Origin of the sequence: Amedibacillus dolichus DSM 3991, assembly GCF_000154285.1 — a bacterium.
Classification (GTDB): Bacteria; Bacillota_I; Bacilli_A; order Erysipelotrichales; family Erysipelotrichaceae; genus Amedibacillus; species Amedibacillus dolichus.
On the sequence record NZ_DS483474.1, the window covers coordinates 21,190 to 42,121 of the forward strand.

A 20,932-nucleotide genomic window follows, 5' to 3' on the forward strand; every position below is an offset into this window, starting at 1 on the left:
CTCCTACATATCCTTTTTTCCGATATCGTTGCGATAGAACAATTTATCACAGCGAACCTTACGAACGTCCTCATACGCCTTTGCATAAGCTTCTTTCAAGGTCGGAGCACTTGCGGTAATCGTCAATACACGTCCACCATCGGTATAAAGCTTTCCATCTTTTTCCGCTGTTCCCATGTGATAAACCATGGAATCAACGTCCTCTAAGCCTTCAATCAAAGCTCCCTTGGTAGAAGTTGCAGGATACCCCTCACTTGCCATAACCACACCAAGCGTTGTATTCGGATCCCATTCCATTTCGGTTTTTGAATGGTTCATAATATTTTCGATAATATCGCATATATCGGTTTTTAAGCGTGGAAGAATAACCTCAGCTTCCGGATCTCCGAAGCGTGCGTTAAATTCTATTGTTTTTACACCATGTTCCGTTAGCATCAATCCACCATATAAGAAACCGGTAAAACTATGTCCTTCCTTTACCATAGCACTTGCCATAGGAAGCATGACATTGTTCATAGCCTCGTCAATGATTTCCTTGGTAATCGTATGAACCGGAGAATACACACCCATACCTCCGGTATTCGGACCGGTATCGCCATCTCCTACACATTTATGATCCTGTGCGATTTCACATGGAATGACCATATCTCCGCTTACAAAGCAAATCAGTGAAAATTCAAAGCCTGTTAAGCATTCCTCGATTACGACCTTATTGCCGGGGATTGAGAATGCTGTTTCGATAGCTTCTATCGCCTCGTCCATTTCATGTGCAACCGTAACCCCTTTACCTGCCTTCAAGCCATCTTCCTTGATAACAATTGGAACACCTTGCTTTTCCACATAACGTATTGCGTCCTTCATCGTATCAAAGGTATGATAGCGTGCGGTAGGAATACCGTACTTATCCATGATTTTCTTTGAAAAATCTTTACTTGTTTCTACCTGTGCTGCGTCCTTAGTAGGACCGAAGATCTTTAACCCTTCCTTTTGGAAAGCATCAACAACCCCTAGCGACAAGGTATGCTCCGGTCCGACAATCGTTAAATCAATATGTTTTTCTTTCGCAAAGGCTAGCAAGCCATCAACATCACTATCGGAGATATTAACACACTCTGCCAGCTGCGCCATACCCGGATTCCCCGGTGCTGCATAAATCTTTCTTACACGTCCACTTCTTGAAACAGCATGCACAAGCGCATGCTCTCTGCCACCTTTCCCAATGACCAATACTTTCATTTGCCCACGTCCTTTCCGTATATATATACGTTTAAAGTTAAAATTACACTCTTATTTTACTTTATTTACCGCATATTTACAATGTAGAATAAGCCAAGAGTTATGCTTTTTTCACTCGAAAATCCATCGGTATGCAAGGGATTTTTTTAAGGATATTTGACAAAGGCGCAAATGTATCGTACTATGGGGTAGCATATATAGGAGGATAGCTATGTTTTTTAGTAAAAAGAAGAAAGGAAACGTAGTAGAAATACTAGCTCCCGTTGATGGAGATGCTGTTCCCCTTGAGGACGTTCGTGATCAGGTCATTGCGCAAGGTCTGATGGGAGAAGGGATTGCAATCGATCCTATCAATGAAACAGTGTTTGCTCCATGTGAGGGAGAAATTACGCATATCAGCGAACAGGAGCATGTCATTGGCATGTGCTGTGAGAATGGAAGCAACATCTTAATTCATGTCGGTATCAATACCGGAGAGCTGCATGGTGAAGGCTTTGAAATTCTAACCAGAGTAAACGATTATGTTTATGCCGGTACGCCCTTACTTTCCTTTGACCTTGCTTATATAAAAGAAAAAGGACTTTGCCCTTATGTTATTACGGTAAGCCCTAAAAATGAAAAATATGATGTTTCCATCGAGCTTGACCATGGAGAAGTCCAAGCCAACGAAAGTGTTATCTTTATGATTGATGAAGCATAGTCAAACCGTTGATAAAGCTTATAAAAGCCTTATCAAACGGTTTTTTTGTACGCCAAGCATGGCATACATCTAGGTGGTGAAAGTCCACTGTGGGGGTGTTCATCGCAACCGCCAACCACTAGCCAAAGTCAAGGGTGTCCATCGTGAGGTGGAATCTGAAGGAAGATGGAGGCAAAACTCCGGTCTGAGGAATACGAATCACATCAGGCATATCATGGGGACAAGTGTGCAAAACAACACAAAATCCAAAAGAGTTGCGGATAAGACTATGATATGTAAATGTGGCAGATATATGGAGGGAAAGAGGTATGATCTTATCTTGGGAGGTCTTACAGAGGGAAACCTAGTAACAACGAACTGTAAGAAGTACCAAGGGCAGGCACTCAGCCGAAGTCGTAGTAGTGAAGAAGTTTCTGTAATGGAAATGGAGCGAAGGACCGAACAAATTTATCAGTTATTGAAATCGAAGTTGAAATTGTATGCGAGATCACGAGGACAGTAAATAAACTAGTACTACTAAGTAAACAGAAACGGATGAAAGGTAGAAGTCAGTATACAATTAGCGAAGAAATGGAGGTAACGAATATGACAACTGATAGAAGTTTATTAGAAGATATGTTAAGTGATGAAAATCTAAACAAAGCATATCTGCAAGTCGTGCGAAACAAAGGAGCCGAAGGAGTAGATGGTATGAAATATACGGAACTCAAGGATTACCTAAAAGAGCATGGCGAAGAAATCAAAGAACAGATACGAACAAGAAAGTATAAGCCAAAACCGGTAAAAAGAGTAGAGATACCAAAAGACAATGGCGGAGTAAGAAACTTAGGAGTGCCAACCGTAGTAGATTGATTTATTCAACAAGCAATCGTACAAATACTAACACCAATCTATGAGCCATTATTTAGTGAACATAGCTTTGGATTTCGACCAAACAGATGTTGTGAAATGGCAATCGTCAAAGCATTGGAATATATGAATGAAGGGTATCATTGGGTAGTTGATATAGACCTAGAGAAATTCTTTGATAATGTGAGCCACGATAAACTAATTACAATAGTAATGAGGAATGTGAAAGATGGAGAAATCGTATCACTGATACGAAAATATCTAGTGAGTGGAATTATGATAGACAATGAATATAAAGAGTCAGTCATAGGAACACCACAAGGAGGAAATTTATCTCCACTATTAAGTAACGTTATCCTAAATGAATTAGACAAGGAACTAGAAGCAAGAGGACTCCATTTCACAAGGTATGCGGATGACTGTATTATACTAGTAGGCTCGTCAAAAGCAGCAGATAGGGTTATGGCAAATGTATCAAAGTACATCGAAAAGAAACTAGGGCTTAAAGTCAATATGACAAAGAGCAAGGTGTCAAAACCGAATGAAATCAAGTATCTGGGATTTGGATTTTACTATGATAGATATTCACAGTTGTGGAAAGCAAAGCCACATGAAATATCCATTCAAAAGTTGAAAGAGAAGATAAAGAAACTGACAAGCCGAAGCTGGTCAGTAGATATGAACTATCGACTAATAAAATTGAAACAACTAATAGTAGGATGGGTAAATTACTATCGCATAGGATATTTCAAAATAAAAGCAAAGGAAATTGATAGAAATATAAGATTTCGACTGCGGATATGTATATGGAAACAATGGAAGAAACCATATACGAGATATAAAGCACTGAAGAAATTAGGTTTAGAAGAATGGAAGTGTAAGACATGGTCAAATACACGAAAGAGTTACGCGAGATGTGCTTCAACATTCTTAAAAGTCGCAATATCGAAGGAAGTATTAAAGAAAAGAGGTCTAGTAACGCTACTAGACCAATAACAGTTGAAACATATTTAGAATAAATTTGAACCGCCGTATGCCGAACGGCACGTACGGTGGTGTGAGAGGTCGGTAATTGAAATAATCAATTACCTCCTACTCGATTATTTATAATCAGCGGATACTATAACAGTAATAAGTGTCAAATATGCCCTATACTATGCTTTTTTAGCTTCTGATTGTTTCCCCTTATTAACTGCTAAAGGAAGAAATACATGAAACATCTTACTTCTGTATTTCTTATAAAAAACCTCAAATCTAACGATTTGAGGCTTATTTTATAACATTAAATAGTATTGATATCCCTAATTACCCAATTCTATTTAATCCCATCTATCCCTTTTTACACTCACTAAGCAAGGCTTACGAACGAACGGCTGCGATGCCGATAACAAAAGCCAGTATTCCCATAAAAACTAACAAGCTAACGGTAATCAGTACATTGCTTAACTGCTTTGTTTTTTTAATTTCCCTAAATGCTTCCTTTATGCTAAAGCCTTGCCACTTGAAATATTTTATCAAGCAGTAAATCAACAGCGCTGCCGAAGCATAATTAAATAAAAGCAGCTGCGCAATCGCAATGATCAGCATTTCTATACGTGTTGCTTCTACATATTCAAAATTTTCAAGATTGTTAATCAAACGCTTTAAGGCATAAAACACATATAAATTCACAACACAAACAATAAATCCTGTGGTAATGAATAAATTCGTTGAGAGTAACTCGTTCACGCCACCCTTTGTTTGCGTAGCTAACAATCCGAAATAAACTAAGAAAAGCAGAACCATGGCAATGCACATATATTGTGCAAACTTTGCCATTTTAAATTCACCGTATTTTTTCAGTTTTCTTTTTTGTTTCATCACATCACGTTTTTTCATAAGACCCTCATTTCTAAGAACAAAGCAGGATTCTACACCTGCTCTGTTCTTTTATGTTAAGCTTAGTCAAGGTGCAAAATGTCTTTTACTTTCGTTGTAATACCTTGTACACGAACACCGTAAATTACCTGAACTGCATTCTTTGCACGAACTACTCCCATAGCCTCTAAATAATTTTTAAAGTCATCATCGGATGCAATAAGTGTATCATCTTTTACGGTTACGCGCAATCTACTAGCGCAACAAGTTACTGTTTCGATATTATCAGCACCACCTAGGGCTTCAATAATACGTACTTCTAATGAATCTTCTTCACTACCTGTACTTGCACCATCAGCCTGTCCGTCCTTGATGGCATTGTATTCCTTCTTGCTCATCAGCTTCACTTCTGCTTCCCCTCTACCTGGAGTCGGCAAATCCCATTTCTCAATACAGAATTTGAAAGCAAAGTAGTAAACAACAAAGGTTAATGGAAGCAGCCATAATGCATGAATCGCATGTACCTTATGAGGCTGGAATAGGTTAGGAATCATGAAGAACAATGCCGTACCATTGATAGAAATTTCAAATACCTCTGCTAATACATAGCACAAGCCGCAAAGTGGAGCATATACTAACCAATACAATGCAGGAGCTACGAATAAGAAGGTATATTCAATCGGTTCAGAAATACCAACCATCGCTAAGGTAAATACTGCCGGCACTAATAACGCTGCAATTTTCTTTCTATTTTCTTTACGAGCACACTTATACATCGCAAATGCAGCACCTGGAAGTCCTGCTAACTGGAACAATAAACGTCCATTCGTAAAGTTACGTGTAATATATCCGGTAGCATCAGCACTTGCTGCCTGTCCGTTGATAATGTTTTTTACGCCCTCATAAACAACACCATCAATTTCCATCGTTCCACCAACACTTGAGTATTCGATTGGGAACGCAATCAAGTGATGTATACCAAATGGAAGCAACGCCTTATCAAGTGTACCGAATAGGAAAGTACCAAACAATCCACTAGAAGTAATGAAACCGGTAATTCCTTGTAATCCACTTGCGATATAAGGCCAAATATAGTAAGTAGCAATCGCTAATGGAATAGAAACAATCGCACAAATCATAACTACAAACTTTGTACCTGCAAAGAAAGCAAACATTGCTGGTAGTTGAATATCAACAAGCTTGTTGTGAATCCATGCTGTTAATAGCCCGGAAATCAAACCGGAGAAAATCCCCATATTGTATCCAAACATACCAAATGCAGAAGACCAAATAGCATTGAAGTTCAAGGCCTCATTCTGTGAATAACCATTTGCAACTAATGCCTCAATACTTGTTGTTTCCGCAGTCCAGCCTTCAAAGCCTGCCCAAGCTTCAATTCCTCTCATATATGTAAGGAATAAAACCAAGCCGGCAAATGCTGCCCAACCTTTTTCTTTCTTAGCCAATGTAAATGAGATAGCTACTGCAAACCAAAGCTGCAATGTGTTCATGAAATAGAATCCCAAATTGGTAATCATCGTTAGTAAATTGTAAAATAGCGTACCTTCTTCAAGGATATAGTTCGTAAATGCACTACCAATACCTACGAAGAAACCAACAAGAACCAATAAAATGATGGGAACCATCATTGCACCGGCAAAAGTTTGCAATTTTGCCTGAATGTTTTTCATAACATTTCCTCCTTTTTTCTATCATTAGAATACCATACATAGTTTTGAATAGCTAGGAAGGGATAACTAGCACTTATCCCTTAACATTGTGGTAATTTTTAAACATTTACAATAGAAATGAAAAGGCTTACCTCATTTGGAGCGTTATTCCTTATTTGCCATCACACGCCAACTTTTTCAAAGCATAATAATAGATTTCACAAGCCTTCAAAAGCGAGGACAGCGGCATTTGTTCATTGGGCATGTGCGGTTTGGGATCCTCACCCTCAAAAGTTGCGCCAAACGCTACCCCACAGTCAAGTGTACGAGCATAAGAAGCGCCACCCTTCGTAAAGGCTCCTGCCTCCTCATGCATAACCTGTTCATAGGCCGCTTTCAAAGCTTGAATAAGCGGTGATGCTTGTGGAACATACAGCATACGCTTTTCCTTCAACACTGCAAAATCCGCTTGATACGGCTTGACAATATCCATAATATGTTCTTTCGCTTTTACGATATCAACACCATGAATATAGCGATAATCTATATATAAATGAAATATATCTCCCTCCATAGCAAAAGACATAGGACAAATCGAAGTTTTTCCCATTTCCTCATCTTCATGATATAAGCCACTTTTTGCACCATAAAAATCGTCTAATAAATAAGCTTTGAAATATTGCAGAAGCTCACAAAAACCATGCTGTGCAAAAGGATAATCACATAAATCCTCACACAGCTTCCACAAAGCATTTTCTCCTCGCTGTGGATTACGGGATAAAGAAGTCTTTCCACGATAAATCAGCACCGCAAGTTCTTCTTCATAGCGAACAGTATCCGCCTGCTTAGCATACTCCATTAAATCCTCCTGTGGATATTGGATATGCAATTCAATATGATCACACACATAATTCATCGGTTTTTCACAATGAATATGTGTAATCACATTTTCTTCCTTATCCTTTTGTGCAGAAAATATCAGCTCATATTGTAAAATTCCTTTTTCCCCATTTACAATCGGAAAATTCCCATCTGGTGAAAATCCCATGATAGGTTGCTTGTGTTTAGCAAAATAATGTTCCATACACTCCCATGTTGTTTCCTCTGCACCTCCGGCAATAATACGAATATCATGCTTCAAGGAAATTCCTTCCTCTTTCAGTAAACGAGCCGCATACAACGCCGCAAGCAAAGGCCCCTTATCATCATTTACCCCTCGCCCATAAAGCATATCGCCTTTCTGCACCAAGGTAAAAGGATCACTGTCCCAAAGCTTGAGATCACCTGCCTCAACCACATCTAAATGTGCCAATACTCCAATATAATCATCTCGATCCTCAATATTGGCATACACCGCATAGCCATCAACATCATGCACTGTAAAGCCACAACGCTTAGCAATATCCAAAAAAGCATCCATCGCACAACGAATGCCATCTCCGAAAGGCGCATCTTCTTTCACACTAGTTACATCGCGTACCGATGCAATCTGCACAAGCCTTTGCAGATCCATCAATAGCTCTTCTTGGTAAAATTTTATTCTTTTTTCAAGCTCATTCATATTATTTCCTCCTAATTCTTGACTTTCCTTATATAACAGTTTACATTTATGGAGATAAGAGAGGGGTTTGTTTATGGTAAATAATCGTTTTCTTGATGTTATCAAAATTCTTTTAGAACATGATGATTATATCACAATCAATGCTATTTCAAAGCGTTTGCAGGTATCCAATAAAACCATTCGCAACGATCTTAAGCAAGTAGAGGAATGGTTAAAGGAAAACGATTTAACACTTGTGAAAAAAACCGGTGTCGGTGTAACTATCCTCGGTAAGCAAGATGCAAAGGTACATGTCATGCACCTCATGCAGCAAAAAAATGCCCAAAGCATTGACTACTCTCCGCAATTTCGTAAGATCTATATCGGAATGCGTCTTATTTTATGTCCGCAAAACTGTCGCATTTATGAGTTGGCAAACGAGCTTTATGTCAGTCGTGCCACCATTCACAAGGATTTATTAGCACTTGCACCGATGTTAGAGACCTACAAAATCACGCTGCATCGCAAAAATAATAACGGCTTAAGCGTGGAGGGAAAAGAACGTAACTATCGTGCAATGCTGTTGGAATTGATGAATCATGATAACGGATATCAGAAATTTACCGCCATGATCAAAGATCCCGACTTTCCCTGTACCGGTGATTTCGTATTTCCGGCACTTGACTACATTGACGATGAAATCAAAGAGTTTTTACAAGTTTTAAAACACTCGGAAAATTCATATTTACATACGCTTCTATGCCCTTCCCTTTTCCAAGTATTGCTGCACCTGTTTATCTGCTTTATTCGTGTACGGGAAGGACACTATGTTTCACTATCCGATCCCTTTATAGAGGAATTAAAAAGCAAGCCGTTTTATGAAGAAACCAAAAAGCTTATCCAAGCCTTAGAGGAATACTATCATATTTCCTTTAGCGAAACGGAAATTCGCTATTTACAAGTATTCCTTATTTCCTTACAAAGCAGCAGCGATACCGCAAAGGACGAGCAAGAGGAAGCAAGAGAGTTAAGCGACCTTTTAATTGCGGAATGGGAAAAGCACCTTAACTATTCTTTTCATGAGGATACAGAACTGAAAAGTGCCTTATATGCGCATCTGTGTCCTGCCATTACCCGCTTTCGCCACGGCATCAGTATCGAAAATCCCTTGATGTATGAAATTAAAACCTTATATAAAAATACCTTTTCCATCGCAAAAGCATCTGCACATATTCTTACTGAACGCTATCAAGCACCTATCAGTGATGAAGAAATCGGTTATTTCGCCTTGCATCTTGCCATGGCATTGGAACGTGCAAAGAAGCCGCTTCGTACCGTACTTATCTGCCATGACAGCAGCAGCGCAACCAAGCTTTTGAAACGCAAGCTAATGACGCAGTTTCCGGAACTTGACATCGTAGCAGTACAAAGCTATCTTACTGTCCATGACTTTCCATTCCACGAAATTGACCTCATTCTCTCCACCATGGAACTAAATCTAGACAACGATATTCCTTTTATCGTTATCAATCCTTTATTGTATGATTGCGACATTGCCCATTTAAAAACAATCATCACAAGCTATTTCCAAAAGAAAAACGATCCGCTGTTAAAAGCCGTTCAACAAAAGCAAGCTCGTTAGCTTTGGCAAAATGCCAAAGCTTTTCTTATGAAAAGAAGCAGAGCCTGTTCGCACTGCTTTCTATTTAACGATAAGATGCCGCAGTATCCTTACCACCGACAACCTCACTGTCATATTCAACCTTAAATTCTTCATAGGCATTGGCATTGGTAAAGATGACCATGGTTGTTAAATCGTATTTTTCTTTTAAATAGGCACTATCGATTTCCATGATCATATCTCCTGCTTTTACCACATCATTTAACTGCACATGACAAGTAAAGCCTTTACCATTTTCATTTACTGTTTCTAATCCGATATGTACCAAAATTTCCATGCCGTCATCAAGTGTTATCCCATACGCATGGTTACTTGGAAATACTGCACTGATTTTTCCATCTGCCAAGGCATAAAACTGTTCACTTGTCGGTTCGATTGCAAATCCATCACCCATCATCTTTTGTGCGAAAACAGGGTCACTTACCTTTTCAATCGCTATCAATTTCCCACTTACCGGTGCAAGCAGCTTTTTCATTTCTTTTTCTTTTTTCTTGAAAAACATATCTATTTCCTCCTTATGCTTCTCGTTATATTTAGGATACGATGATTACACAGAATTATCAAGTATTGAATGATGTTCACACTTTCCCTTTTATTGTGGTAAAAGATAACTTTGAATGTTGATAAACTGCCACAATGATGCGCCATTTTTATATTTTAGTAAGTATTGCTTTCTTTAAGCGAAAAACATAAAATGGTAATGTAAAGAGAAACGGAGGACATACAAATGAAACATATTAAAATTGCTGCTGGTTTAGCACACGTAAATTATGGAAGAATTGCAGACGTTGTCAAGGAAGCAAGCGAAGCTGGAGTAGATTACATACATTCCGATGCTGCAGATATGCACGATCTTCAAAATATGAAGCTGATGGGTGGACATCAAATCATTGCCGGGATTCGTCCGGAAACCGATAAACCAATCGAATGCCACATTTATACTGTAAGTATGGACGAAATGTTCATTGAACAAATTCATCAGGCCGGTGCAGATATGCTGATTATCCCTGCGGAGCACTTCATCGGTGCACAGCTTGCTTATATCATTAATTGGTGTCGTGAACGAAAAATGAAGGTTGGCTTAACGCTTGGTTGCTACACACCGCTTTGCTTTGTTGAAGAATCTATTTATGACATTGATCGTTTGCACATCGTTACCCATGGTGTTGATGAAACAGATGGAAAAGATAACTGGGGTTGGAGAAAAAGTGCTATTGATTTAGTAAAACGTGCTCGTAAAATGATTGACGAAAAAAATCCGAAATGTGAGTTGGCAATCGACGGTGGTTTACGCGCAGATAACATGGAGCCGCTTTTGGAATGCAATCCTGATGTTGTTGTGCTATCTTCCGCTATCTTCAAGGATCCTGACGGTTATACCGCCGGTGTTCAAAAATGCCGTGCCGCAATTGATGCTGCTGCAAAAAAATTTAATTTAGAATAATTATAAAAAATCCTCTCCTTTGGAGGATTTTTTAAAGAAGGAGGATACATGAAAAACAAAAGTCTTATCTATGATTTTTTATGGATTACGATTTCGGCAATACTAACCGCCATGGCAGTAAATTTAATCTTCTCATTTACCGGATTGGCTCCCGGCGGAATTACCGGTTTATGTATTATTTTTTCTACCATTACGGGTATTAGTGTTGATATTATGACCTTATGCATTTCCTTGCCCCTGCTCGTACTTGGGGTTATCTTCATCGGAAAAAGCTTTGGTATCAAAACACTTTACATAACCTTTATTACTCCGCTATGCATGCGTTTGATCCCTTCCATTCCTATTACCGAAGGGCTAAAAAATATCCATCCGATCCTTGAGCTTGCCATTGCGGCATTGGTTGGTGGACTGCTTGTAGGAGCCGCCATCGGGATCGCCCTTAATCGTGAATGTGCTACCGGTGGAACAGATTTAATTGCTTTATTGATTCAGCATTTCATTAAAGTATTAAAGGTTCCCCATATTTTATTCGTACTTGATGGTTCCGTAGTTATAGCTTCAGGAATCATCAATCAAAATGCACTGATTGCGGTATTTAGCTTTCTTTCACTTATGGTAATCATACAGACCATCAACTTCTTTACCACAAAGAAAATCGCCGCTCCTCGTAATCAACACTAGACAATCATAAAAATGAAAATCGATTTTATAAAAAATATTTACAGGTATCTATCAAAAGGTTGATGCCTGTTTTTATATACTCTTTCATATACAATAATGTATCTTTTATTATTGCTGTATATGATAGAGTAATCGATTCTATTACCGGATAATAAAAACAGAGGAGCTTAACACCTCTGTATGCTTATTAGTCCTTGATAGCTTGCTTAAGTTCTTCCCAAGTATTGCAGGTAAGAAGCTGATTGGATAGCTCATATAGCTGGGATAGGCTTAAAGTGGATAACCACTCTTTTGCATCAATAGCGAATTTCTGCTTGATTAGTGTAGCTAATAGGTTTACGGTTCCTAGCGTAGTTCCGATTTGAGTACCTTTTTCTAAACCAAGCTTTGTGCCCTGTTCTAACCCTAGTTTTGTACCTTCCTCTAGACCTTTTTTCTTGCCTTCATCATAACTATCCAACAGGTTATTCTTCTCTCTCCACTCTGCCATCTGCCTTGACATTGCCAGCGACCACAATCCTTCATCATCTTTGAATTTCTCATGCTTTTCCATTAGCTTCCTCACCAACCTTTCCTTTGTCTTTAGTATAGCATGATTCGCATTGTTTTTAAACAAGTAGCACACCTGTTCAAAATCATTCATTGCTTCCATTCCCTTTTCTTTCGCTATTTCATCAATCATCGGCAGTTGAATATAGATTCTACGTAATAATGGCTCTTTGCTTTCTGCCTCTCCATATGGATCTCGCATAATATAGCGATTGATCAATCGTTTCTCATTTTGCGGACATGCATTTACAAAGATGATCTGATAAATCGGTTGCAGCTGACGATAGTTCTCTCCCTCTACGAGCTGCTTGCTAAGCATGTTTGCCCCATAGTATTCAAATCGTTTCCATTCCGATGCCTGTAAGAAGGTAGTTTGCATTTCAAAGTCATATTCATGACCTTGCTCGTCCTTGACATGAATATCCAAGATGCTTTGCTTTTGCGCAAGCAGTGTTGGATCAAGATTTGGATTCAAAACGATGCTTTCTTTTGGGTGAATACCGGTAACACGTTCAATGATGGTGTTACGGATATACGTGGAATCCTCATCTTCACTTCCAAGAGCATATTTAAAGAAAAAGTCATTGCAGTAATTCACTTCATTACTGCATGTTGTATTGGTAAGCATATCGATCCTCTCCTTTCACTGAAATATACCTACATATATCTCATACGAAGGAAAAAAGAAAAAGCAGTGAAAAATGGTAAAAAAATAGATGATATGCAGACTTTGCTACCATCATCTATTTCACTTACTGTACTTTCTTCATTGCTACAAAAAATATCGCTGCAATACCTCACCTACTCCATCATCTTCATTTGATAAAGCCGAAACCTCATCACATAGCATTTGAATATTTTCTTTCGCATTGCACATCGCAATCGTATGTCCTGCCACCTCAAACATCGCCATATCATTCTCTCCATCACCGATCGCAATCACATTCGCCAAAGGAATTTTACGATACTCCATAACATCTTTTATCGCATTTCCTTTATTCACATCAGCTGCATTTACATCAAAGCTGATATCATTATAGCTAGCTACAGTGATACCATCAATCCCCTCTATACGTTGGCGTAGTTTTCTTAAAAGTACCTTATCCGTATCATAAATAAGGATTTTTACAATATCTTTCGATTTATCTTTTAATTCTTCCCAAGATAAATTCGGATAGGATTTGGTATATGGAAACTGTGGCAGCTTCACCCATTCGTCATACATAAAGCGTGCATCATAAGCTTCATGGGCATAAATTGTATCCTTACTTTTAAAGAAAGCCGGACTTTTCGTTTCCTTCAAGCAATCAATGATTTCCGCAAGGCATTTCTGTGGGATACACTTTTTTACAATCGTATCCCCTTTATCATAACAACCTCCATTACTGGAAATAACTTGTACCCGCTCATCAACTAAAGAGGCTTGATACTTTGTGAAAAAATATGGTCTTCCACTTACAAAATATACTTGTATCCCTTTATCTAAGCAAGCTTTTAAAACCTCTTTATTCTTTTGTGAAATCGTGGAATCCTTACCAAATAGAGTACCATCTAAATCTAAACAAACCGCTTGATATTTATTCATAAGCTTCTTTCAAAATCGTTTCCAAGAATTCTCTGCTTCCAAATGGCAAATGATCAAGTACCGGCCAAGCAATGATCGCATCAAATTGTTCTTGCGTTACTCCACATTCTTTTAATGTTTTATATAAGCCAATCGTTTTTAAGAAGGCTACTATCTCTGTGTATAGATCCTTACTGCCTTCATGGAACAAAGAGGCTACTGTTTCCATTTTTTCTTTATTATCCGCATAGGCATGTTTGATAAATGGAGGGAATACGATAGCTAATGCTTCTCCATGTGCCATGTGTACGATACCACCGATATCCTCAGATAATGGGTGTGGAGCACTCGCTCCAGAATTGGCAAGGGCACGTCCTGCCAAAGTATCCGCTAAAGTCATCATTTTGCGATATTCGATATTATTAGGCTCTTCTAATACCATAGGAAGATACTTAATAATCAGCTTCATCGCCTGCAAGGAATCCATTTCACTGTAAAATGATGCCCTTGGATTGATATAGCTTTCAAATGCATGCGTAAAAGCATCAAATCCGGTTGCTGCTGTGATACGCTTTGGCAAAGTTAATGTTAATTCGCTGTCTAAGATACATTCCTTTGAGAACAAGCTGCTATGATAGAACGTAATTTTTTCTGTTCCCTTCGTGATTACAGATGCTTGTGTTAGCTGTGAACCGGTACCAGATGTTGTCGGTACCGTAATAATCGGAAGTACCGTATCACTATATGGTCCATAATCAACGAATGGTGAATCATAAGCAAAAATTTCCTCCCAAACGATTTTGTCCTGTCCATTTGTAAAAGCCAAAGCCTTTGCCGTATCGATAGAGCTGCCTCCACCGACAGCTAACACTACATCACAAGGGTGTTCCTTTAGCATCGCAAAGCCTTCTTCAATCATTTCAGCGCTTGGATTAGGTTCTACCTTATCAAAATGAATAACTTGCATATCGACAGCTGCTAATAGGCTCTTCACTCGCTCATACAATGGCTGTAACGGTGCATCGGCAGTAGTTACCAAAAAAACACGCTCTCCATATTTCTTACATATATCCCCTAATTCTTCTAATCGATGTTCTCCAAAATGGATTTTCGTTGGCTGATAATAATTAAACATATATATTCCTCCTTGTATAATATCTATTATAAGTATAGTTTATTTACCCATTTCTTGACTAGGGCAGCTACGTAATAAACAAGCCATTATCATTATGGTAATAAATCGACAATATTCGAAAATATCACGTAATGATGTGGTAATAAAATTTACGTCTACACTCTATGCAGAAGCAAGTAACTATCCTATAATGAAAATAAACAAATGGAGGTTATATGTATGCGTTATATCATTGATACAGCAAACAGAGAACAAATTGATGAGGTTCTACAAATGGGAATTGATGGAGTAACTGCCAACCCTACGATGTATTATACAAATCAAGAGGCTTTCTATCCCTTTATAGAACATTATGCCAAACAGAATTTATCCTTTTTAAGCGCTGAGGTCATGGGAGGCAGCGTTGAGGAAATGCTGGAACAAGCAAAAAAAATCCATGCTATTCATAGCGATATCGTAATTAAAATCAACTTTTCCAAGCAGGGTTTAAAGGTTTGCAGCCTACTGCATAAGCAAGGATATCGCTGTGCTATGACCTTGTTATTTACCTTGCCCCAAGTTTGTGCCGCATTACAAGCCGGTGCAGATTATATCTTTCCGTTTATCGGACGCAATGATGAAATTGGTGCTGACGGATTATCCTTTATTAAGAATGTTCAACGTATGATTGATCAAAAGAAGTATTCTACAAAAGTAGTAGCAGCATCGATCAAAAACCTGCATCAGTTGGAAGAACTAGCTACTATGGGAGTCGATTATGCTGCTGTGCCTTATGCACTTTATATGAAATCCTTGGAGCATTCCTTAACAACAAGTGGAGCAGAGAAATTTAAAGAGGATTGGGAAAAACTAAAGGAAGATCAGTTAATATAATTACAAACTTATTATCAAATATAAAAAGATTAGATAGCTTTCATGAATACAAGCCTTTCATGAAGAACATACCTAATCTTTTTATTTGTTTTTTAATTAATTCATCATACTTAAAAAGTTTTGTTTTCCCTATCCTCTATCTACAAGGATTTAACAAATGCCTCCATCATTAGCATCGCTACACAAGCTCCCGGATCTTTTAAAGAGCGACTTGCTTCTCCTCGCGTTGCCGCACGCCCATGTATTGCTATCATTGTTGAAGTATTTTCATATCCTGCTTTTGATGCATCATACGCTTTTTGTGCTGCAGCTTGAATATCCTCATTTGCTTCAACACTCTTCTCTAAAGATAGGATTGCGGGATCAATGCCATCTAAAAATGTTTTCTCTCCAACCTTTGCTTTTCCACGATGCATTACACCATCTTCATAAGCCTTAAATAAACTACATAATTCTATCAATGATAGATCTGTCTTTCCTTTTAATACCTTTCCTGCTTGCATCAAACCCGAAGCCATCAACGTTCCCATAGTTGAAGGAACTGCAACAGACATTGCCTTTCCTGCCATATACAGCAATTTTCCTATATCAGTTTCATCAGTATTTTGGATTGATTCACTTGCTGCTTTAAAGCCATCGCTCATTGTCAGTCCTAAATCCCCATCTCCAACTATGCTATCTAATTGAATTAAATTCTCACGATTTTCTTGCATTACCTCTGCAATACAAGCTAATAGTCTTTTTAAATAATTGCAATCCATTATATAGCCTCCTAATACTGTTTAAAAAACGGTGTATTTGCAGGATAATCTAACAATTCCTTTAGTTCATCATCTAACTTCAATAACGAAATTGATAAGCCTGCCATTTCGAGTGATGTTGCATATTCACCAACATAATAACGATATCCGCAAATTCCTTTTTCTTCTAAAATAGCATTAATCTTTCTTGTAACAATATATTGCTCATCTAGTGGTGTAGCTCCTAATCCATTTACCAATACCGCAACTTCATCTCCAGTTTCAAAAGGAAGATCCTCTAAAATACGCTCCATCATTTCTGAAGTAATTTGATCGGCAGGTTCAATTTTGCCACGACGGATTCCTGTTTCGCCATGGATCCCCATACCGATTTCCATTTCATCATCACCGATTTCAAATCCTGCATGTCCGACACGTGGAACAACACAGCTCGTCAAAGCAACCCCTAATGTACGTGTATTCCAACTTGCCTTTTCGGCAATACGTTTAACGTTATCTAAATCCATCATTTTATCAGCGGCTGCCCCTGCACATTTATATACAAAGAATATTCCAGCCACACCTCGACGAGTAGATTTTTCCTCTGGTGTTTTTGGACCCGGACTAGCCACATCATCGGCTCCCAATACTGTTTCTACTCGGATATCATCTTCAAAATCTGCCATTTCTGCTGCCATATCAAAATTAAAGATATCACCGTTATAATTCCCATAAATATACAGTACACCTGCACCTGAGTCAATTTCTTTTGTAATAGCATGCATTTGTTCAGCACTCGGAGACTGAAATACATCTCCTACACAACAACCATCTAACATTCCATCTCCAACATAACCAAGAAATAACGGAAGATGTCCACTTCCTCCACCAGTCGCAATTCCTACTTTTCCTTCTTTTTTATTTTTTGTAACCAAGCATTGCTTATCATTATTTATATAAGTAATTTGATTTTTATGAGCTACATAAATTCCTTCTAACATTTCACACAAATAGTTTTCTGGATCATTTATAATTTTTTTCATTATTTAACCCCTTTTCTACATATGTCATATTATTAACATCTTCTACTTTAAATTTTCCATTTTCAAAGGAAATAAGCGTAACACAACAATTTCCAAAACGTGTTTCATCTCGAAGTAGTGTTTCATACAATGATTCATTTACTACTCGAATAGCTGCTAATATAGATAATCCGTGCGATACGCACATAATATTACCATGTTGATCTTTATTCAGTGTTATAATCTCATGTAATGTATGTGCCATTCGATTAGTTAAATCATCTATTGTTTCTCCACCAACCGATGACCAATCATATGTTACACGTTCAATATATGTTTCACAGCCAGGAAATGAGTTTGGTTTTGTCTCTAAAGTTCCAAAGTTCATTTCTTTTAACCCACGACACATAATAGGTTTTAAATTTCTTTTTCCTAACGCATAGCAGGCTGTATCGTAGGCTCTTTCACTTGTAGAAGTATAAGCTTTTAGAAACGGAATATCTGCTAAGCCTTTACCTAAAGCTTTACCTTGCATAATTCCATTTGCAGTCAATGGTGTATCTGACCACCCCTGCAATGTATGCCAAGTATTCGAAAGTGTTTCTCCGTGTCTGATAAAATATAGCTTTAGCATAAATCATTCCTTATTTGCTATTTGGAAATTTTATTTCTTTCGGATACTCCCATTTTTGTAGTTCCTCTTGTTTAAAAGCCTTAGGTTCTACTCCATTACTAACTGTTAATGCATTATAGTAAAGTTGAGCAAGCTCTTCGATATAAGCGGCTTTTAAGAAGGCTTCATAAATATCTTTTGAATCAAACGCTACAACACCATGACTTTCCATCAAAAAGCTTTCTGCTTCTTTGCATGCTTCAATAACACTATTAGCTAAATCCATAGTTCCCGGCCGACCATAAGGAGCAACTGGCACACGCGCTTTTGTTAAACCTAAGTTTGCAACCTCATATACAATAGCGGGAATCGGTTTATTTAGTAATGCAAATGTTGTCCCATACATTGAATGCGTGTGGGCAATAGCATTTGCATCAGGTCTTGTTTTATAAATCATAAGATGCATCAGTGATTCACTAGTTGGTTTTAATCCGGATAGATTTTCGATTACATTTGCTTCCATATCCATAACAATCATATCTCTTGGAGTTAAAACCTCTCGATCTACGCTTGTCGGAGTAATTACGACATATCCTGTTTCTTTATCTCTTGCCGAAAAATTCCCTGATTTGTGTTTACACAACCCATCTTTCTGTGCTCTTTTTGCGATTTCACAAACATCTTTTTTTAAACTTTCTAACATTTCTATATCCTCTCTTTCGAAATTATGCTTAATAATTCTTCTTTAGTAGCTGCATTTTTCAATTGTGCCAATATTTCATCATCTTCTGTTATTTCAATCAAAGCGTATAACGCTTTTAAATGAACATCTTTATTAGGTGTTGCAATAACTACAATAATGCTTGCTTCCATATATTCATTCATAATCACCGCTTCATCTAGCTTTAATAAAGACATACCTAGATGATTCACACCTTCATCAATACCCGCATGTGCAAGGATTAAACCATCTGCAATTGTCCAAATAGGCTTATCTGACTCTATTGTCCGAATCATCTGTTCTATATACGACTCCTCGATTGCCCCTTGCATAAGAAGCGGTTTGGCAGCTAATTGAATGGCTACTCTCCAATCCTCTATAGTGTTTTCAACACGAATCATATCCTCGGTAAGCAAATCCACTAGTCCTACATCATTGCTTACCTTTTCATTTGATACGACATTTTGAGAATAATTTTCTTCTCCTAAATAGTTCTTTAAAGAATTTTTCAACCCTTGATAATCCTTGATATCCACATATTTTTCAATCACCTGTATAATGCTTGATGAATTAACTTCATACGCCGATCGATTTAATAATTCATTAAATACTTTTTTTCTTAATGTAACCACATCGTTTTCATTCATAATCGGTTTTACTAAAAACTGTGATTTATCTGTGTCTAACAAAACGGTTGTAAATACCGCATCAAATTCTTGTTCAAATTCATAAAATTGTCGTGATGAAAGCGTACAAATAAATTCAAGCTCAGGGAAAGCTTTTTGTAATTTTAAAAATAAAAAATTAGAAATTGAAACACCATTCGTACAAACAACAATAGCTCTGCGTTTTTTTTCAACCATTTCAAGAGTTCCTTCTTTTGTCATCCAACCTCCGAATAAAATAGTAATATATGCTAATTCTTCTTCCGGAAAAGGACTTTTTATCATTTCTTCAAATGGTTGCATTGCATGTCTGGTAAGTTCAAACAAATAGCTATGCTGTGGTAAAATCATATTAAGTATTTTGCCCTCTATGTGGTAATGATAACGAATACGATACATCGCTGGTCTTAAATGTTGAATTAACGCATCTAGCAATGATTTTCTATCTTTAAATGTAATACATACTAAGTTTTCAAAATTATATAATACTTTAGATGCTGCTTCAAACAGCTCTAATTCGAAGCTAGTATCATAACCATCTGCATAATTTATACTAGATATTTGAAATTGTGTAACAATGAATATTTTATCCATTGCATTTTCTATACGATATTTTTCAAAAACCTTCAAAATAATTCCATATTCTTTTGTTCCTACAATATGCTGATAATCCTCCGGTAAAACATCTAAATGTTTTCCAGCCTTTATTCGTAAATATAGAAAATACAAAATATATGGAATTTCACGGATTCTTTCATCTGTATATTGTACTTTTAAAAGCGACTCTACTTTTTCCACATCGGATTTAAATCCGTTCAAAACATCTTCATTAATTTCTAATACTGAAACTAACATTGATTTGCCATTTAACGATTTTAAAATCGAACGGACCAAATAAATAATTAAATTGCGCTTCTCATATTCTTTTCCTACAATATAATACCCTTTACTGCGATCATATAACAGCTTTAAATCGTATGAATCCAAAATATTCATTTGCAATTTCTTCATATCATTGATAACTGTATTTTTGCTGATTTTCAAAATATTCGTAAAATGTTGAATGCTTAATTCCTCTTTATGAGCTAACAATATCATAATGATAAATTTTAAACGCTCATTTTCTTCAAATACATATTCTTTTTCATTATATGTATTTTCACTTACTTTATAATTTGCGATGATATCTTTACTAATAACAAATTTTCCTGTTTTTAAGCGTTTAATTTCTTCAAATCCATTCTCATTTAAATAGTAATTGATTTTCTGCAATGAATAACTGATCTGTTTCCTTGATAGATTTAATTCTTTTTCCAATTGAGCGCCGCTAATCGCAGGATGATTAACCAGCATCATTAATATTTGAAACCCTCTTTTATCCAGCGACATACT

General features: G+C 37.3%; 21 protein-coding genes. 8 read left to right on the forward strand and 13 right to left on the reverse strand.

Features of this window, described 5'->3' with window-relative positions:
* Positions 1-3 precede the first annotated feature (3 nt).
* The gene (purD, locus tag EUBDOL_RS03090) at positions 4-1,236 is read right to left on the reverse strand and encodes a phosphoribosylamine--glycine ligase (RefSeq protein WP_004798386.1); all 1,233 of its coding nucleotides are present in this window, start codon (positions 1,234-1,236) and stop codon (positions 4-6) included.
* A gap of 211 nt (positions 1,237-1,447) precedes the next feature.
* Between purD and EUBDOL_RS03095 the strand changes: the two genes are divergently transcribed.
* The 4 genes from EUBDOL_RS03095 (at position 1,448) to EUBDOL_RS03105 (ending at position 3,781) form a co-directional block, all read left to right on the forward strand.
* Complete coding sequence (locus tag EUBDOL_RS03095; protein ID WP_004798388.1) at positions 1,448-1,936, forward strand: PTS sugar transporter subunit IIA; 489 nt, start codon at positions 1,448-1,450, stop codon at positions 1,934-1,936.
* 73 nt (positions 1,937-2,009) lie between these two features.
* A complete protein-coding gene (locus tag EUBDOL_RS11355) occupies positions 2,010-2,438 on the forward strand; it encodes a hypothetical protein (RefSeq protein WP_004798392.1) in 429 nt (142 codons plus the stop codon).
* Between the two features lie 83 nt (positions 2,439-2,521).
* Positions 2,522-2,788, forward strand: a complete 267-nt coding sequence (locus EUBDOL_RS11705; RefSeq protein WP_235713687.1) for a hypothetical protein — start codon at positions 2,522-2,524, stop codon at positions 2,786-2,788.
* Positions 2,789-2,803: 15 nt separating this feature from the next.
* Entirely contained in the window at positions 2,804-3,781 is a 978-nt protein-coding gene (locus EUBDOL_RS03105) for a reverse transcriptase domain-containing protein (protein WP_268869315.1), read from the forward strand.
* 363 nt (positions 3,782-4,144) lie between these two features.
* Here the strand turns inward: EUBDOL_RS03105 and EUBDOL_RS03110 are convergent, their stop codons facing one another.
* From EUBDOL_RS03110 to EUBDOL_RS03120, 3 genes are all read right to left on the reverse strand, one after another.
* Positions 4,145-4,663 carry a hypothetical protein gene (locus EUBDOL_RS03110; RefSeq protein WP_004798398.1) on the reverse strand — a complete coding sequence of 173 codons (519 nt, stop codon included), beginning with the start codon at positions 4,661-4,663 and terminating at the stop codon, positions 4,145-4,147.
* A 62-nt stretch (positions 4,664-4,725) separates the two neighbouring features.
* Positions 4,726-6,333 (reverse strand): PTS transporter subunit EIIC, encoded by a 1,608-nt coding sequence (locus EUBDOL_RS03115; protein WP_004798400.1) that lies wholly within the window; start codon positions 6,331-6,333, stop codon positions 4,726-4,728.
* A 151-nt stretch (positions 6,334-6,484) separates the two neighbouring features.
* On the reverse strand, positions 6,485-7,873 hold the full coding sequence (locus EUBDOL_RS03120) for a Sapep family Mn(2+)-dependent dipeptidase (RefSeq protein WP_004798402.1): 1,389 nt from the start codon (positions 7,871-7,873) through the stop codon (positions 6,485-6,487).
* Positions 7,874-7,946: 73 nt separating this feature from the next.
* Here EUBDOL_RS03120 and EUBDOL_RS03125 point away from each other — a divergent pair, with 73 nt between their 5' ends.
* On the forward strand, positions 7,947-9,494 hold the full coding sequence (locus EUBDOL_RS03125; RefSeq protein ID WP_004798403.1) for a BglG family transcription antiterminator: 1,548 nt from the start codon (positions 7,947-7,949) through the stop codon (positions 9,492-9,494).
* A 64-nt stretch (positions 9,495-9,558) separates the two neighbouring features.
* On the opposite strand, the gene EUBDOL_RS03130 is transcribed toward EUBDOL_RS03125, so the two are convergent.
* Positions 9,559-10,035 carry a PTS sugar transporter subunit IIA gene (locus EUBDOL_RS03130; protein WP_004798405.1) on the reverse strand — a complete coding sequence of 159 codons (477 nt, stop codon included), beginning with the start codon at positions 10,033-10,035 and terminating at the stop codon, positions 9,559-9,561.
* A 225-nt stretch (positions 10,036-10,260) separates the two neighbouring features.
* Here EUBDOL_RS03130 and EUBDOL_RS03135 point away from each other — a divergent pair, with 225 nt between their 5' ends.
* Together EUBDOL_RS03135 and EUBDOL_RS03140 are read left to right on the forward strand one after the other, a co-directional pair.
* Positions 10,261-10,977 (forward strand): ribulose-phosphate 3-epimerase, encoded by a 717-nt coding sequence (locus EUBDOL_RS03135; RefSeq protein ID WP_004798406.1) that lies wholly within the window; start codon positions 10,261-10,263, stop codon positions 10,975-10,977.
* A 48-nt stretch (positions 10,978-11,025) separates the two neighbouring features.
* Positions 11,026-11,658 carry a YitT family protein gene (locus EUBDOL_RS03140; RefSeq protein ID WP_022420888.1) on the forward strand — a complete coding sequence of 211 codons (633 nt, stop codon included), beginning with the start codon at positions 11,026-11,028 and terminating at the stop codon, positions 11,656-11,658.
* A gap of 187 nt (positions 11,659-11,845) precedes the next feature.
* Here EUBDOL_RS03140 and EUBDOL_RS03145 read toward each other — a convergent pair whose 3' ends face one another.
* From EUBDOL_RS03145 to EUBDOL_RS03155, 3 genes are all read right to left on the reverse strand, one after another.
* Entirely contained in the window at positions 11,846-12,835 is a 990-nt protein-coding gene (locus tag EUBDOL_RS03145) for an Rpn family recombination-promoting nuclease/putative transposase (RefSeq protein WP_004798413.1), read from the reverse strand.
* Positions 12,836-12,979: 144 nt separating this feature from the next.
* A complete protein-coding gene (locus tag EUBDOL_RS03150) occupies positions 12,980-13,792 on the reverse strand; it encodes an HAD family hydrolase (RefSeq protein ID WP_004798415.1) in 813 nt (270 codons plus the stop codon).
* Positions 13,785-14,906: an iron-containing alcohol dehydrogenase gene (locus EUBDOL_RS03155; RefSeq protein ID WP_004798417.1), complete on the reverse strand. Its 1,122-nt coding sequence runs from the start codon at positions 14,904-14,906 to the stop codon at positions 13,785-13,787. Before EUBDOL_RS03155 ends, EUBDOL_RS03150 begins: the two co-directional genes overlap by 8 nt.
* A gap of 219 nt (positions 14,907-15,125) precedes the next feature.
* Between EUBDOL_RS03155 and EUBDOL_RS03160 the strand changes: the two genes are divergently transcribed.
* Positions 15,126-15,779 (forward strand): transaldolase family protein, encoded by a 654-nt coding sequence (locus EUBDOL_RS03160; protein ID WP_040462998.1) that lies wholly within the window; start codon positions 15,126-15,128, stop codon positions 15,777-15,779.
* A 140-nt stretch (positions 15,780-15,919) separates the two neighbouring features.
* Here EUBDOL_RS03160 and EUBDOL_RS03165 read toward each other — a convergent pair whose 3' ends face one another.
* From EUBDOL_RS03165 to EUBDOL_RS03185, 5 genes are read right to left on the reverse strand one after another with little or no spacing between them, the layout of a single operon-like run.
* Positions 15,920-16,540 carry a dihydroxyacetone kinase family protein gene (locus EUBDOL_RS03165; RefSeq protein WP_004798419.1) on the reverse strand — a complete coding sequence of 207 codons (621 nt, stop codon included), beginning with the start codon at positions 16,538-16,540 and terminating at the stop codon, positions 15,920-15,922.
* Positions 16,541-16,551: 11 nt separating this feature from the next.
* The gene (locus tag EUBDOL_RS03170) at positions 16,552-17,562 is read right to left on the reverse strand and encodes a dihydroxyacetone kinase subunit DhaK (protein ID WP_004798421.1); all 1,011 of its coding nucleotides are present in this window, start codon (positions 17,560-17,562) and stop codon (positions 16,552-16,554) included.
* The gene (locus EUBDOL_RS03175; protein ID WP_004798423.1) at positions 17,543-18,175 is read right to left on the reverse strand and encodes a histidine phosphatase family protein; all 633 of its coding nucleotides are present in this window, start codon (positions 18,173-18,175) and stop codon (positions 17,543-17,545) included. The genes EUBDOL_RS03170 and EUBDOL_RS03175 overlap by 20 nt, the downstream gene beginning before the upstream one ends.
* Before the next feature lie 10 nt (positions 18,176-18,185).
* A complete protein-coding gene (locus EUBDOL_RS03180; protein WP_004798425.1) occupies positions 18,186-18,857 on the reverse strand; it encodes a class II aldolase/adducin family protein in 672 nt (223 codons plus the stop codon).
* Positions 18,858-18,859: 2 nt separating this feature from the next.
* Entirely contained in the window at positions 18,860-20,929 is a 2,070-nt protein-coding gene (locus EUBDOL_RS03185) for a BglG family transcription antiterminator (protein WP_004798428.1), read from the reverse strand.
* Positions 20,930-20,932 lie beyond the last annotated feature (3 nt).

Bases quoted from the DNA above. Each gene is read 5' to 3' on its own strand.
- purD (WP_004798386.1), bottom strand. From the start codon at position 1,236: ATGAAAGTATTGGTCATTGGGAAAGGTGGCAGAGAGCATGCGCTTGTG.
- EUBDOL_RS03095 (WP_004798388.1), top strand. From the start codon at position 1,448: ATGTTTTTTAGTAAAAAGAAGAAAGGAAACGTAGTAGAAATACTAGCT.
- EUBDOL_RS11705 (WP_235713687.1), top strand. From the start codon at position 2,522: ATGACAACTGATAGAAGTTTATTAGAAGATATGTTAAGTGATGAAAAT.
- EUBDOL_RS03110 (WP_004798398.1), bottom strand. From the start codon at position 4,663: ATGAAAAAACGTGATGTGATGAAACAAAAAAGAAAACTGAAAAAATAC.
- EUBDOL_RS03115 (WP_004798400.1), bottom strand. From the start codon at position 6,333: ATGAAAAACATTCAGGCAAAATTGCAAACTTTTGCCGGTGCAATGATG.
- EUBDOL_RS03120 (WP_004798402.1), bottom strand. From the start codon at position 7,873: ATGAATGAGCTTGAAAAAAGAATAAAATTTTACCAAGAAGAGCTATTG.
- EUBDOL_RS03125 (WP_004798403.1), top strand. From the start codon at position 7,947: ATGGTAAATAATCGTTTTCTTGATGTTATCAAAATTCTTTTAGAACAT.
- EUBDOL_RS03130 (WP_004798405.1), bottom strand. From the start codon at position 10,035: ATGTTTTTCAAGAAAAAAGAAAAAGAAATGAAAAAGCTGCTTGCACCG.
- EUBDOL_RS03135 (WP_004798406.1), top strand. From the start codon at position 10,261: ATGAAACATATTAAAATTGCTGCTGGTTTAGCACACGTAAATTATGGA.
- EUBDOL_RS03140 (WP_022420888.1), top strand. From the start codon at position 11,026: ATGAAAAACAAAAGTCTTATCTATGATTTTTTATGGATTACGATTTCG.
- EUBDOL_RS03145 (WP_004798413.1), bottom strand. From the start codon at position 12,835: ATGCTTACCAATACAACATGCAGTAATGAAGTGAATTACTGCAATGAC.
- EUBDOL_RS03150 (WP_004798415.1), bottom strand. From the start codon at position 13,792: ATGAATAAATATCAAGCGGTTTGTTTAGATTTAGATGGTACTCTATTT.
- EUBDOL_RS03155 (WP_004798417.1), bottom strand. From the start codon at position 14,906: ATGTTTAATTATTATCAGCCAACGAAAATCCATTTTGGAGAACATCGA.
- EUBDOL_RS03160 (WP_040462998.1), top strand. From the start codon at position 15,126: ATGCGTTATATCATTGATACAGCAAACAGAGAACAAATTGATGAGGTT.
- EUBDOL_RS03165 (WP_004798419.1), bottom strand. From the start codon at position 16,540: ATGGATTGCAATTATTTAAAAAGACTATTAGCTTGTATTGCAGAGGTA.
- EUBDOL_RS03170 (WP_004798421.1), bottom strand. From the start codon at position 17,562: ATGAAAAAAATTATAAATGATCCAGAAAACTATTTGTGTGAAATGTTA.
- EUBDOL_RS03175 (WP_004798423.1), bottom strand. From the start codon at position 18,175: ATGCTAAAGCTATATTTTATCAGACACGGAGAAACACTTTCGAATACT.
- EUBDOL_RS03180 (WP_004798425.1), bottom strand. From the start codon at position 18,857: ATGTTAGAAAGTTTAAAAAAAGATGTTTGTGAAATCGCAAAAAGAGCA.
- EUBDOL_RS03185 (WP_004798428.1), bottom strand. From the start codon at position 20,929: ATGTCGCTGGATAAAAGAGGGTTTCAAATATTAATGATGCTGGTTAAT.